Source organism: Paenibacillus illinoisensis NBRC 15959, from assembly GCF_004000925.1.
Lineage (GTDB): Bacteria > Bacillota > Bacilli > Paenibacillales > Paenibacillaceae > Paenibacillus > Paenibacillus illinoisensis.
Map to the genome: position 1 here is coordinate 116,490 of NZ_BIME01000013.1, position 14,526 is coordinate 131,015.

11 protein-coding genes are annotated in these 14,526 nt (G+C 50.0%); all 11 read right to left on the reverse strand.

Annotation, left to right across the window (positions count from 1 at the left end):
- Positions 1-114: 114 nt before the first annotated feature.
- A complete protein-coding gene (locus PIL01S_RS25125; RefSeq protein ID WP_127540147.1) occupies positions 115-1,287 on the reverse strand; it encodes a Gfo/Idh/MocA family protein in 1,173 nt (390 codons plus the stop codon).
- Between the two features lie 39 nt (positions 1,288-1,326).
- A complete protein-coding gene (locus PIL01S_RS25130; RefSeq protein ID WP_371859987.1) occupies positions 1,327-2,373 on the reverse strand; it encodes a LacI family DNA-binding transcriptional regulator in 1,047 nt (348 codons plus the stop codon).
- 256 nt (positions 2,374-2,629) lie between these two features.
- Complete coding sequence (gene glpX / locus PIL01S_RS25135; RefSeq protein WP_095287732.1) at positions 2,630-3,706, reverse strand: class II fructose-bisphosphatase; 1,077 nt, start codon at positions 3,704-3,706, stop codon at positions 2,630-2,632.
- Positions 3,707-4,375: 669 nt separating this feature from the next.
- A complete protein-coding gene (locus tag PIL01S_RS25140; RefSeq protein ID WP_127540151.1) occupies positions 4,376-4,876 on the reverse strand; it encodes a (2Fe-2S)-binding protein in 501 nt (166 codons plus the stop codon).
- Positions 4,873-7,197 (reverse strand): xanthine dehydrogenase subunit D, encoded by a 2,325-nt coding sequence (gene pucD, locus PIL01S_RS25145; protein ID WP_127540153.1) that lies wholly within the window; start codon positions 7,195-7,197, stop codon positions 4,873-4,875. Before pucD ends, PIL01S_RS25140 begins: the two co-directional genes overlap by 4 nt.
- Positions 7,198-7,231: 34 nt before the next feature.
- Entirely contained in the window at positions 7,232-8,143 is a 912-nt protein-coding gene (locus PIL01S_RS25150) for an FAD binding domain-containing protein (RefSeq protein ID WP_127540155.1), read from the reverse strand.
- A 367-nt stretch (positions 8,144-8,510) separates the two neighbouring features.
- Positions 8,511-9,164, reverse strand: a complete 654-nt coding sequence (locus PIL01S_RS25155; protein ID WP_127540157.1) for a nucleotidyltransferase family protein — start codon at positions 9,162-9,164, stop codon at positions 8,511-8,513.
- Complete coding sequence (locus PIL01S_RS25160; protein ID WP_127540159.1) at positions 9,130-10,212, reverse strand: XdhC family protein; 1,083 nt, start codon at positions 10,210-10,212, stop codon at positions 9,130-9,132. The genes PIL01S_RS25155 and PIL01S_RS25160 overlap by 35 nt, the downstream gene beginning before the upstream one ends.
- 74 nt (positions 10,213-10,286) lie before the next feature.
- The gene (locus PIL01S_RS25165) at positions 10,287-11,609 is read right to left on the reverse strand and encodes a 5'-deoxyadenosine deaminase (protein ID WP_127540161.1); all 1,323 of its coding nucleotides are present in this window, start codon (positions 11,607-11,609) and stop codon (positions 10,287-10,289) included.
- Between the two features lie 84 nt (positions 11,610-11,693).
- On the reverse strand, positions 11,694-13,289 hold the full coding sequence (gene ggt / locus PIL01S_RS25170) for a gamma-glutamyltransferase (protein ID WP_127540163.1): 1,596 nt from the start codon (positions 13,287-13,289) through the stop codon (positions 11,694-11,696).
- Positions 13,283-14,524 (reverse strand): pyridoxal-phosphate-dependent aminotransferase family protein, encoded by a 1,242-nt coding sequence (locus PIL01S_RS25175; RefSeq protein WP_127540166.1) that lies wholly within the window; start codon positions 14,522-14,524, stop codon positions 13,283-13,285. Before PIL01S_RS25175 ends, ggt begins: the two co-directional genes overlap by 7 nt.
- Positions 14,525-14,526 lie beyond the last annotated feature (2 nt).

A 14,526-nucleotide genomic window follows, 5' to 3' on the forward strand; every position in this document is an offset into this window, starting at 1 on the left:
ATCACTCGCTTTCGGATAGTTTTTATAGATCCTGCCTGTGTATCGCTGCCACGCTAATCGTTTGACTTCTCTTCATTTCAAATGCTCCAGTTTGCATCAACAGCTAAACGTTACTCACATCTCATCAAGGGAAACCCAGCGCCGTTCTGTTACAGAACGTTCTACGGCTTCGAGCACAGCCTGGCAGGCAACACCATCATGGAAACTTGGTGAAGGCTGACGGCCTTCCGAGATGGCTGTAACCAGCTCCAGCATCTCGTGTGTAAAGGTATGCTCGAATCCGATGGTATGTCCTGCTGGCCACCAGGCCTCGGCATACTTATGCGCCGGATCTGTAGCCAGAACACGCCGGAATCCCTGAACGTCCTCTTCATCTTTCGTAAAATACACTTCCAGTTCATTCATTCGTTCAAAGTCAAACCGGACACTGCCCAGGCTGCCGTTGATCTCGAATGAATTTGTGCTGCGGTGACCTGCCGCAAAGCGTGTAGCCTCGAAGCTGCCAAGTGCACCGCCTGCAAACCTGGCCAGGAACAATGTCGCATCATCCACTGTCACTTCGCCCTTCGGTGCGTCCGCATTCGAGCTTCCTTTGGCACTGAGTCCAGTCATTTCGGAAGCAAGCGGCCGTTCCTTAATGAACGTCTCACTCATTCCGATGACTTCTTGGAACTCCCCAACAAGGAAGCGTGCGAGATCAATTAAGTGTGCACCCAGATCGCCGTGCGATCCCGAGCCAGCCACTTCCTTTTGCAAGCGCCAGACAAGCGGGAATGATGGATCCATGATCCAGTCCTGCAGGAAAAATGCGCGGAAGTGATAGATCTTACCCAGGCGTCCGCTCTGAACCAATTCCTTGGCAAGCTGCACAGCCGGGGAGAAGCGATAGTTGAATCCAACCATGTGGGCAACACCAGCATCTTCTGCTGCTTGAAGCATCTCTCTCGAATCGGCAAGCGACAAGGCCAGCGGTTTCTCACAGAACAAGTGTTTACCCTGACGGGCTGCTTCCAGTGCAATCTCCTTATGTGCATCACTCGGAGCGTTAATATCAATCAGATCAATATCATCCCGCTGTACCAATTCACGCCAGTCGGTTACACTTTCGGACCAGCCGAACTGGTTCGCTGCTTCCTGGACACCTTTTTCATTCCGGCCGCAGATGACCGCCATTTCAGGCTGTAGCGGTGCTGACGGGAAAAACATGGGCAAACTGCGATAAGCATTGCTATGGGCCTTCCCCATAAACTTGTATCCTACCATTCCGACACGTAGACGTTGTGACATGTTCTTTTCCTCCTTTGGAATCTAAAATCATGCTCTATGCTACTTACGAATCGATGAAGCCCTGACGATTAACTCTGCAGGCAATAACTCTCTGTGCCACTCCGATGAAAAATCTGAATCCTTAGTTGAAGCGCTTCCATCCAGAGAACCATGTATGAGTTTTGATGCTGCCAGTTCACCCATTTCATAAAAAGGTACCCTGACGCTGGTTAGCGGAGGCACGGCCATCTCTGCAGCATCGGAGTCGTCATACCCGACAAAAGCCGGGAAATCCTCCACCCTAATCCCGCGCTCACGCAAACCGTGCATAACACCAATAGCCATACGGTCGTTGGCAGCAAATACGGCGTCGATCTCGTCAAGCCTTGCCGCAATCGTGGCTGCAGCCTCCACACCGCTTCTTCTGCTGTAATTCCCTTCAAGCAGCAGGCTGGGATCCAGCTCCATTCCGGCTTCCTGCAAACCAACGCGAACACCTTGCAGCCGCTCCTGACTGTTGGAATAACTGTCCGGACCGTTGAGAAAAGCAATATTTCGGTAATCCTGATCGGTAAGATGACGAATGGCGAGCCGACTGCCTTCCACATGATCAGCATCCACTTCCAGAAAGGCCTCTCCTGCAAAGTGTTGATTCATGACGCAAAAAGGATGACCTTCCTCTTGCAGCTGCTGCATTGCTGCCAGTTCCCCAAGGTCGTCTCTGGCCCCAAGAATAATGCAGGCGTCCACTTTTTGACGTCGGAACAGGTCGGCATAATTCATGACTTCACCTGGTGATCTGAACATGACCAGCAGATCCATACCGCTGTCTCTGGCCTTATTACCAATACCACTTAGCATTTCCGAGAAAAAATAAGCAGAAAACAAATGCGCCTTCGGAACATAAGGCAAAACAACCCCGAGGTTGCCGCTTTTGCTTCTGGCGAAGCTGCGTGCAAGGGCACTCGGCACATACCCCAGCTTCTGGGAAGCTTCCAACACTTTGCGCCTTGTCTCCTCTTTGATCGGACCAACCCCGTTAAGAACCCGAGAGACCGTAGCTTCGGAGACTCCTGCCAAGTCAGCGACCTCTTTGCGGGATGCCACGAATTTCACCCCCTTACGTCCTTTAAATACGATACTATTTGTAGAAGATTATTTTATGTACGCGCGTACATTTTCTCATGTGTTGTAACCGTTGTCAATGCTTTTAACATAAAACAGGAAGAGGATCTCTATTAGCAGATTCCCTTCCTGTTTGATTAATCTACGAGCACAAATCTTGTCCTAAGAATGATGGATGATTCTAATAGATAACCTATGGTTTGGCAGCGACTTTTAGACCTTTAAAGCGCAGTTTTGTCTAAGTCAACACACTCTGATTCACCGATGATTGGCTAAACTCTGCCTGTTCTACTATTTTAGCCGGGCTTTGGATACGGTCTGAGGGTTCCGGCGTAGCTTGCAGTTTCCGTACCTTGTGAAGCACTTCCTTGTTGGGCAGGAAATGCACGGAGCGAATGTAACGGATCGTTTTGGTTTTGGCACGCATGACAATGGAATCTGTCTCGGCACGGTCATCTGCAAGATAACGCACACCGCCCAATATCTCTCCTGGCGTTACACCGGTTGCAGCGAAAATGACATCTTCGGTACCGATCATGTCCTGCATCGTTAAGACTTTGTAAGGATTATCAATGCCCATCTGCAGGCATCGCTGGAACTCGTCTGCATTGGCAGGCATTAAGCGGCCTTGTATTTCGCCTCCCAGGCAAGAGAGTGCTGCTGCAGCCAGCACGCCTTCAGGAGCTCCGCCAGAACCAACGTATAAGTCAATGCCTGCCTCAGGGAATGCAGGCGCCATGGCACCCGCTACATCGCCGTCACTGAGGAACTTGATCCGTACGCCAACCTTGCGAAGCGTTTTAATCGTGCTCTCATGCCGTGTACGGTCCAGGATCATGACAGTCAGATCCGAAATGTTTTTGTTCAGTGCGGCAGCTGCTTTCTCTAGCGTAACCTCAACCGGGTCTTCGATGCTGACCTTGCCGACCAGTGCCGGACCTACAGCCAGTTTCTCCATATACATATCCGGTGCATGGAGCAGGTTTCCTTTTCCCGCCACTGCAATAACCGATAAAGCGTTGTTCAGTCCCTTGGCCACAATTTCTGTACCTTCAAGAGGATCTACAGCAACGTCTACTTCAGGTCCTTCAGCGTTACCCACTTCCTCGCCGATGTACAACATGGGCGCTTCGTCCATTTCTCCTTCACCGATTACCACCGTGCCGCGAATGGACACGGAATCGAACATGGCGCGCATGGCCAAAGTAGCCGCTTCATCTGCACTGTTCTTGTCACCTCGTCCCATCCAGGGGGCTGAAGCTAACGCAGCCAATTCTGTTACTCGGACAATTTCCAACGCCAGTTCGCGTTCCATTTTTCCCACTTCCTTTCCAGTTTTCAACAGCATACATGGAAAGTACTCCCAAATCCATCGCAAATCCATATGAAAATGATCTAAAATCAGCTAAGGATCATTTTTTGGAATTAACCCCTTTCTCTTTTAAGGAGCTAATTCTTATCATTTTCCAACGATATTGAGTTGGTTCTTTAAAAGATAACCTGCAGGGTAATTCCAACTTTGATTTCGTGCAGCGTGCCTTTTAGCTATTAAGAACACGAGAATAATGAATATTAAAAGGAATTTGTTTACGCATTCTAAACTTCTTCAAACAACATACAATCGATAAATTCGAGATGTTTGTTTATAGTGGTCTTACTTTTTCATCAAAATTCGAAAACGATTATAATTCTACCCTATTCAGTAAATAAAGTAGCGGAAAATCCATGAGAGTAGGTTATATTTATTTCATAATTTTGAGTTGAATTTTAAATATGTTGGTAGATGTTGGTTCAACTATTTTATTCTTCAATATAGATGAGGCTTATGGAGGTTATCGAAAATAATAAGTTTACATAATATTTATTACGTTTATTCATAAAATAAAGACCGGACGAAATGGAGTTGAGAACTCCCTTCACGCCCGGTTTTTTATTCGTTTGATATTAAAATATTATGAGCTGATCACTCACCTGTACCTCATGGCTAAGTAGCCTTCGTTTCCTCACAACTCTCACTTGCTTTACATACTGCTCTTATAATTCCTCCATATCCGGTGCAGCGGCACAGATTGCCGCATAATCCCGTTTCGATCTGTTCCTGTGTAGGCTGGGGATGATGATCAAGCAGTGCCTTGGTGGCAATGACCATCCCTGGTGTACAATAACCGCATTGAAACCCGCCCTCTTCTACAAAGGCCTGCTGTATTGGATGCAGACTCCCTTCCCGCTTACCGTGAAGCCCTTCAATGGTCGTAATTTCACTTCCTTCACATTGATAAGCCATAATCAGGCAGGAATTGACCGGTTCTCCATCCATAAGCACCATGCATGCACCGCAGCGTCCAACTTCACAGGACACCTTGGTTCCGGTCAGGTTCAAATGAGTCCGAAGCACATCCACCAGCCGGGTCGTTTGAGCAATGTTAAGTCGCTTCTCTTCCCCATTCACTACTGCTGACCAGATGTTACCAAGCGGCTTGCTCATGAGGGACTCACCCCTTCCTGTAAAGGTACATGTAGAGATTGAACCAGTTGTTCGCGCGGAACGGGCAAACGATTCACCCACACCCCGGTTGCCTGATGAATTGCTGCAGTGATTGCCGGCGCGAGTGCCACAGAACCAATCTCGCCAATCCCTCTCGGTCCAAAAGGATCCCCTTCGGGAAGGTCTTCAATAGCCTCAACCTCGAGATTGGTATGTATATCCCGAATCGTTGGAATCAAGTACGTATCCAGATTGGTAGTAAGATATCGACTATCCTGCATGACAGCATCCTCCGTTAATGTAAACCCGAGTGCCATCACACTCCCACCTTCGATCTGTCCAATGAAGCCCATCGGATTAATGACGGGGCCTGCGGCTACCACATGACGTGTATCGAGCAATTTGGCTTCTCCGGTTAACGTGTTCACTTCTACCTCTGCGGCAACCGCCGCATACGTATATAGATAGTGTCCGCCCACGACATGGTCTGGCGTGGTTGGATAATCGAAATGAGTATCAAATACCCATTCTTCCGCTGTGCCCTGGCCCGCCAAATCTGAGTAGGCAGTAACAAAGCCCAATGATTTCGTCTCTACATCAGTACTAGGCAGTTGGCCTTTACGCCATACACCGCCAGGTCCTGTCACCAGTTCATCAGTCGGAATACCCGACAAGGCCGAAGCTGCCGATAGGACTCTGGAACGGAAAGGGGTCTGCAATCGCTGCAAAGCCATCCAGGCCATCGTTGTGGAACGTGAAGCGGTGCTCGAGCCACTGTGAGGAACCCGATCCGTATCGCCAATGATGATATTTAAATCCGAAGTACTGCATTGAAACAGCTCGCAGAGCATGATCTCCAATGTAGCGATCAATCCCTGACCAAATTCTTCGTAACTGAAAGCCACTTCTATTTTCCCTTCCGAATTAAGGGATAAGCGGCCTCCTGCCGGGTCGGGAATCCCGTAACCCAATCCGGCACCATGCATGGCAATAGCAGCACCTACGCCTCGCTTAATCCATGGAGGCAGAGAAGGATCTGCCTGTGGATGCTGATGCCTTTGCCATAATTCAGAACGATCCATGGCTTCCCACACTTGCGACAGTCCGTCTGTAGTCAGAATTCTCTGATTTAACGGACCAGGGTCAGCCTTTTCCCTCATGTTCCGTCTGCGAAACTCCCATGGGTCCATATTCATGATCTCAGCGAGTCGATCCATTTGGCCTTCCACAGCAAAGATAGCCTGATTCCCACCAAATCCGCGAAATTCACCTGATAACCCATTGTTGGTATACACGGACAAGCCTTCTACGTCCACATTGGGGATGGAGTAAGGGCCTAGACAATGCTCCGTGCAGAAGTTCAGCACAGGCGCTCCAAGTGTGGCGTACGCTCCTGTATCTGCCGTAATGCGAACCCGGTGAGCTTGAATGATGCCTTCGCGGCTGATTCCCGTCTGCATCTCAATTTTCATCGGATGCCGCTTCAGACCTGCACGAACGGATTCTTTGCGGGAATTGTGCATTTTCACGGGACGTCCGCAGGTCAATGCAAGAAGAGCACCATAAGGCTGCACGTTTAGTTCGTCCTTCCCTCCAAAAGAACCGCCAATGGGAGACGACACGACACGGATGTCATCCTCGGGACAACCGATAATCCGTGCCAGCTGCATCCGGTCCTTGTACCCGTGCTGCGTGGCTGCGTAGACATTAAGCCTTCCTTCGTCATCCGGAACAAACAGACCGCCTTCTGTCTCCATATAAGCATGCATCTGACGAGGTGTATAATACGTTTCCGTGACAATATGTTCACATGCCGCAAAAGCCTGCTCCACATTCCCGCGTTTAATTTCGGTGCGATGCAGTACATTGCCCGGTCCATGTGGATGCAGCTCCGGTGCGTCCGGAGCGAGAGCTGCATCCGTGCTGTCCAGCGGGGTAAGCTCCTCATACTCCACTTGGATTGCACTGAGTGCCAGCGCTGCCCGTTCCGGGGAATCCGCAGCTACTGCCGCAAGGGCATCACCGACATAACGTACAACATCCTCGCAAAATACAGGCTGGTCAGGCGTTGCAATTCCAAAACGATTCAGGCCGGGTACGTCTTTGGAGGTAAGGACAGCATACACTCCCTCCATGGCCACTGCTTCTGTAGTATCTATAGATAGAATGCGAGCATACGGATAGGTGCTGCGCAGAACTCTTCCATGAAGCATTCCGGGTAGAGTCATATCCGTCAGATACTGGAGTTGTCCTGTTACCTTCGGAATTCCGTCCGGTCTCAAGTGCCACCGTTTTCCGCTATGTTTCCGATTCAGCAGCATGGTCTCTCTCCCCTTTTCTTGATCAAGATTTGAATCAACGGTATAGTGCTTCCCACAGTCCAGCCCCCAGCAAATTACCAGCAGTCTGCTTGCGGTATTGTTCAGTTGCAAAGACATCGCCATAGGTCACAAATTCCTCAGAGGCAGTCCTTCCTAGCGGCTCTGCTTGCATAAGCGAAGCTTCTTCGCGAAGCAGCAGCTGTTCCGAGGCAGGTAACCGCATGGCCACACCTGTCCCTCCGCCTGCTGCTATCGCAACCTTTTTCCAACGACCATCTGGATCAATCTCTCCACGAAAAGCAATGGTTACCAGAGATGCGCTAAACGTCTCTCGCCTGCCCACCTTGCGGTAAAATGCAATCTCTCTCGCGTCAGTTGCTTGGTTCTTGAGATTGGAGACAGGCAGCTTATCCAGCGGGATCTGGATCGAGATTAACACGTCACTTGGATTGCGACTGCCGTCACGTCCCCCTTTCAACCAGGAGTCTAGTGTACGGATTTCCAACCCTGCGTCCGTCATCCACTGCAGTTCTGCGTTGTATGCGAGCAATGCGGGTAACGTATCTCCGACTCCTGATACAATGTTGCCGCCAATTGTCGCTACATTGCGAATGGATGGCGCAGCTATCGTTTTCACAGCCTCTTGTAATAACGATAGATGATGAAGTAATTCGTCCGTAATACATCTATTCAATCGGGTCAGGGCTCCGATCACAATTCGATCTCCATCTATATATACGTCACTTGTTCCTGGAATACGTGCCAGACTGATCATATGCTCCGGTGAAGGTACAAGACCGCCTTCCCACTGGGTCCGCAGCAATGTTGCGCCTGCAGCGTAGCAGAAGCTTCCGTTCAACCTGTTCCTCAACATCCGGAGTTCTTCCAGATCTTCCGGCTGCCATACCGATGGCATCGCTCCTGACCCATATGCTGGTATTACCATCGTTCCATCCCCTCTCTCTTATAAGCACGATATAGGACGCTGGATTCAATCCGTATAGGCGCTGACTGTTAAAGATAATTCATCCTACAGGATCCAGATAATTCTTCAAATCATATGAGACTAAAGGGTTAGCGTCAATTAGCTTCACATCGATTTGGATAAATGTATAAATACGATCCGCGTTTTGTGCTTCATGCATGATAGGAGTAACCATACCTAACACTGCTCTTCGCTTGGAATGATATAAACGACACAAAAAGGCCAACCAAACGAACTGGATGACCTGTTTATGTTAAGAGAGCAGAGATAAGTAGATAACCTACGACTACGTTGTATTCAATTGAGGGGGCATGTTATTGGGTCGAAGTTACTTCATTTGAGCTGATTCATTTACATAATCCATGATGCGTTTCAGTTCAGCCTCCGTATCAGCGTCCCAGAAACAAAAGTCAGGCAAGTTTACCTCAGTTCCAGAGAAGGTGTCATTACGCATAATCTTCCTCGCACCCTCATCTCCGACAAGAGCAAGGAGGTGATCAAACATATGAGAGCGAAAGGCAACAGGAGGCTTCCGCCCCTCGCCGTCCGCAGCAGCTGCATAATCAGACTGTTTGTTCAATGCAAGTGCTGCCAAAACCTGATTAATATCCTGCGCCCTTATTAAGGGCTGGTCCGCCAAAAGAATCATTACACCTTCTGCCCCGTATTCCTTGGCTTCCTTGAGACCACATTGAAGAGATGCGGCCATACCAGAAGAGTATTCTGTACTGAGAGCAATTTGGAGCTTAGTCTCGCTCCTATAGTTAGCTGAGGATACTGATGCGTGGAGTACATTTTCGGGGAGCCATTCCAAGGAATCCTCCGGTTTCACCACACAGATGACCTGTTCCAATTCAGAATCGAGTGCCGCTTGAAGCGACCAGGCCGCCAAAGCTCTCCCATCCGGCATAGTCACTGCTAGTTTATCTCGGCCAAGACGGGTACTCTTACCTGCGGCGAGCAGAATGCCCGTCAATCGCATGCGTACTCCCCCTTTGAGCAGAGCAGTTTTCAGTTCCAGCAGCGCGCTTGCACGCAATCAGTTCAGCAGCAATGCTAATGGCGATTTCTTCTGGTCCATCTGCCCCGATACTGAGACCTACGGGAGAATGGAGATTCGGTGGCGGTGGTAAATCATTCAATAGTCGTGCTGTCCGTGTTTTGGAACCCATAATACCGAGATAAGCATACTCGCTTCCCGACAGCAGCTCCAAGAATTCACGTTCACGCGGGAACTGATGACTCATCAATATGAGGAAATCCCCACGTCGTATATTCAGCACAGACATGATTTCAGCCGGAAAACCAGGAACGAGATCTGCATCCGGAAACCGGTCGGACGTACACAGACCCTCTCTCCAATCCGCAATGATGACATGAAATCCAGATACCCTCGCAAGCCTGGCAACAGGTATGGCATCATTTCCCGCCCCGATTATAATAAGACGCGGTTTAGCAGTGTATAGGGTCGTTATCTGCAAAGGCAGGTTCCAGTACTCTGCCTCAGTTGATTTTACGTCCTGATCGATTTCTGTCCTGTATGAATCGAAAGACATACGAGTTACGTCTATGGAAGGAACAAGTTTCCTATCGATTGAATCAACTCGATGCCATTCATACTGAACAAGGGAATAATTATGTTGAAAGTAACGGGTAAACTCCACCGCTGAACCGGATTTGAAACAAGCGTGCATCTCAGTTAATGCACTTCTCAGTTCGCCGCAGACAGGTTCCAGCAGGACGACGACCAATCCTCCGCAGCCAATCGTTTCTCCCCAAGAGAGATCATCTTCAGGGCGCATGTCGTATTCGGCAAATGCCAGGTGTCCCGTGTCCAGCACATGTTTAACACGTGCTTGCAGGTCACTCTCGAGACATCCCGGGCTTATGCTGCCATACATTCTGCCATCTTCGGTCAAGAGCATAGAGACTCCCTGCTTACGGTAAGCATGACCTTCCACCTTGACCGCCGTTGCAAGTACACAGCGGGCCTCACCTGCTGCAATTGCACACAGATCATGCATTTCCATATTCGTCTCCACCTTTCCGAAAAGTCTTCTGCGAGCAGCAGTTATACAACATTTCCCTCTGAAAATAACCTAACTCAAATTCTCTTCATCAAACGTGCAATGCTCTTATCCGATTCGCGAAGCACGATGCCACGGTCAATGGTCTGGATCTTGCGGTTTTTGAGCACGATGCTTCCATCAATAATGACCGTGTCCACACAGCTCCGAGTCGCGGAGTACACCACGCGGGAATAAACATCTGTCTCATACGAAGGATACGTATGGAAATCATCCAGATCCAACAACACCATGTCTGCCTTTTTACCCACTTCCAGACTTCCAATTTCCTTCGAGAGGCCAAGCACTTCGGCACCACCCATCGTTGCCATGCGCAGAACCGTACGTGCATCCATGATCGTAGGCCCATGAGGAACCTTTTGAATTAATGCTGTCAGACGCATTTCCTGAAACATATCCAGGTTATTGTTGCATGGTGCGCCGTCCGCACCGATTCCCACCGCGATCTGGCGGTTAAGCAGGTCAGGAATTTCCGCTATACCCGATGACAATTTCATATTCGAGCCGGGGCAGTGGGTAACTTTTACCCCTCGCTTGCGAATGATTTCCTTCTCCTCTTCACTAAGCCAGACACAATGTGCAAGGACGAGACGTGGGGTTGCCAGACCGATATGGTCCAGATAGACAATGTTACGCATTCCGCGTTCATGTTCGACCAGTTCAATCTCGCCACGATTCTCCGATGCATGCGTATGCACCTTCACATGATACTTGTTCGATAGATCACGTACTTCAACAAGCAGCTCCTCTGTACAGGAAACAACGAATCGAGGGCAAAACGCATACTGAATGCGTCCGCCACCGAAACCATTCCATTTCTCCAGCAAATCAACACTTTGCTGCAGCGAGGTTGCCGTATTTTCACGCAGCGGTTCAGGCACTTCGTCGCCATGGTCCATCATGACCTTGCCAGATATCACCCGAATGCCGCTCTGTGCCATCGCCTGAAAAGCCGAATCCGTGTGATGCACGGTCTCCATATCCAAGATGGTCGTGGTTCCACTCGAAATCAGTTCGCCCAGCCCAAGCATCGCCGAATAATAGACGGATTCCTCATCATGCGCTGCCTCCAGTGGCCAGATTCGCTGACGAAGCCAATCCATGAGCTCCAGGTCGTCCGCACGCCCGCGGAAGAGCGTCTGGCACAAATGAATATGTGTCTGAATAAAGCCTGGCAGCAGAACTTTGCCACGGGCATCAATAACCTGATCAGCCTGAACGTCGATATGCTCGGCAATCTCTTTGATTTTGTTATCCTCGATCAGCAGATCGCCTGTAAATATATCTTCTTCCGCATTCATCGTGACAAGCTGTGCACCTTTCAGCAGGATCGTTCCCATGATAATCTCCCCTATCGTATCTATGTCTTTTTTACGCTGTTTTCATGAGAAACCTAAACCAATCCAAGCAGCAACCAAGCGTGGTTACCATCCGATGGCCATGCCATCTCCTCTGGGATCGGCAGCTCCGCTAATCATGCCATCCTCACGGATGACAATCCCTTGCGACTGACCCATAATGTCATCCCATGGCGCTCTGATCTCCACATTATGTCCCCAGCGAGCCAGCGTCTCGCATACGTCTTCATGATAGCGATTCTCCACCCGCATCGTGTCGCCTTCTTCACCCCACGTCCGTCCGTAGACCCAGCGTGGTAGACCGATTGCTTCCTGAATGGTCAGACCATAGTCGAGAACGCCCGTAAGTACGGATAACTGCGTCTGAGGCTGCCCTTCTCCGCCTTGTGTACCCAGAAGCATATAAGGCTTCCCATTGCGGGTGACAAGACCAGGCATGAGCGTATGAAAAGAGCGTTTATTCGGTTCAAGCACATTCGCATCTGTCGAATCGAGAGAGAAAAAGGACCCTCTATTTTGCATAATTACGCCAGTATCTCCCGGAACGTAGGCTGCGCCAAAATCAAAGTACAGACTTTGAATAAACGAGACGGCGTTGCCTTCCTGATCGACCACAGCAGCGTAGGCAGTATCCTGCCCGATCGTTTTGGACAAGAAGGGCTGTGCTACTGGAGGTGCAGATTGGATCTCATTCCATAACTCATCCCCGTAAGTCTTCGATAACAATTGATTCAAGGGAATTTCGCGAAAGTCAGGATCAGTGAGGTACCGGTCACGATCACGAAATGCCTTTTTCACCACTTCGGCCATCAGATGGTAGAACTCCGGCGAAGTCCGACCTACGGAAGAAAGATCTATGTGTTCGAGCATATTTAACATCATCAATATGGAGAATCCCTGCGAGTTGGGCGGCATTTGATGCACTTGATAACCCCGGTATTCCGTGCTAACAGGCTTTACCCATTCTCCCTTGTGTGCTGCAAAGTCCTGAGGTGCCAGCATGCCGCCATCTTCTCGAATCGCTGAAGTCAGACGATCTGCAAGCTCTCCTGTATAAAAAGAATCCCGTCCTCCCGCCTGAATCAGGCGAATGGAAGCAGCCAGCTCGGTCTGGACGAGCAGCTCACCTTCCTGAAGCAGTGTGCCGTAAGGGGCAAATACCGCTCGCAGCGGGGAATGGCCCATAATGAAATCTTCATCCCGTTCCAGCCACAGGCGCAGATTGCGCGATACCGGACATCCCTTCTCCGCATACTGCACGGCTGGTTCAAGCAGCTGCTCCCATGGTAATCGCCCGTAGCGGGACCACACTTCCCACCATGCATCCACCATTCCCGGAACCGTTATCGCACTGAGCACACCGCGCTGGGGAATGGCATTCATGCCCATTGCTTTGAACGTATCGGCATGAATACCTGCTGCCGAGCGGCCGCTTCCGTTATAAGCGGTAATCTCACCGCTTGCTCCATCGTGAATGAGGAAAAAGGCATCTCCCCCAAGTCCAGTCATGTGCGGATAAACTACGCCCAGTGCTGCGCTCACCGCAACAGCCGCATCATAAGCGTTACCACCCTTTTGGAGAATTGAGCTTCCAACCGCGCTCGCCAGATAATGTGGTGAGGTGACCATCACCTCTCTGGACACGGGCATCTGATTTAACATAAGGCTTCCTCCTTTCCAGCGTACACGTCGAGTGCTGCCTGCACTGCCTCCCCCGCAGGTAGCCCGTGGCGATGACGGAGCAGAACCGCCTCCAGTGCACCAAGCACATGCAGTACGTTTTTGCGCTGACAGCTGAAGCCCATGGTTCCAATTCGCCAGATTTTCCCCTTAAGAGGACCAAATGAACTCGCAATTTCGATGCCGAAATCATGTAAAAGCATGCTTCGTACTGATTCGCCATCGATCCCTTCCGGAATATGGATACACGTAACTACCGGAAGTTTGCTGGACATGTCTCCATAAATTTGAAGCCCCATACCCTGAATTCCGGCGACGAGCGCGCTTTCGTTAATCCGATGCCGCTCGAAACGCGCTTCCAGTCCTTCCTGAAGCAAAATTCGCAAACCTTCATGTAAACCATAGAGCATCGATGTAGCTTCTGTATGATGATTCAGCCGGGCAGAACTCCAATAATCCTGCAGCTGACTCAGGTCAAAATAGTTGCTTGCAATGGTTCGTCCCTCTGCCCTCGCGCTTGTCGTGTCACGGAGTCCGCGTTCGACCGTTTTGCGACTCATCAATTTTTTCTCTACGCGGCTGTTATATGTCAATGGGGCCATGCCGGAAGGAACGGATAAACACTTCTGCGTTCCGCCCATTACCGCATCCAGATACCAGGTATCGGTCTTAACGGGCGTACCACCTATGGTCGCAACCGCATCAACGACGAGAAGAAGATCCAATTCACGGCATACTTTGCCGATCTCGGCGAGGGGCTGCATCTGGCCGGTGGATGTCTCTCCATGAACCATGGCCACAATATCCGGCTTATGAGTGTGAATGGCCTTGATCACTTCTTCTGGATCAAAGACCGATCCCCAAGTCGTTTCAATACATACAACTTCCGCACCGCAGCGCTCCGATATTTCTACAAGCAAATGTCCAAACCGTCCGTATATAGGGACCAATACCTTATCCCCCGGCTGGATCAAACTAACCAACACGGCTTCAATACCGGAACGTGAGGTGCCATCTACCGGATAACACCACTCATTGTTTGTCATGTATAATTCACGCAGCATGACCATCGTTTCATTCATCAGGGACGTAAACTCCGGATCAAACTGTCCGAGGATCGGGAAGGACAAAGCCCTTAGAACTCGGGGGTCGACTTCTACTGGTCCCGGGGTCATGATGGTTCGCAAGGACGGAGATAATTCTCTATAGCTGGACATGG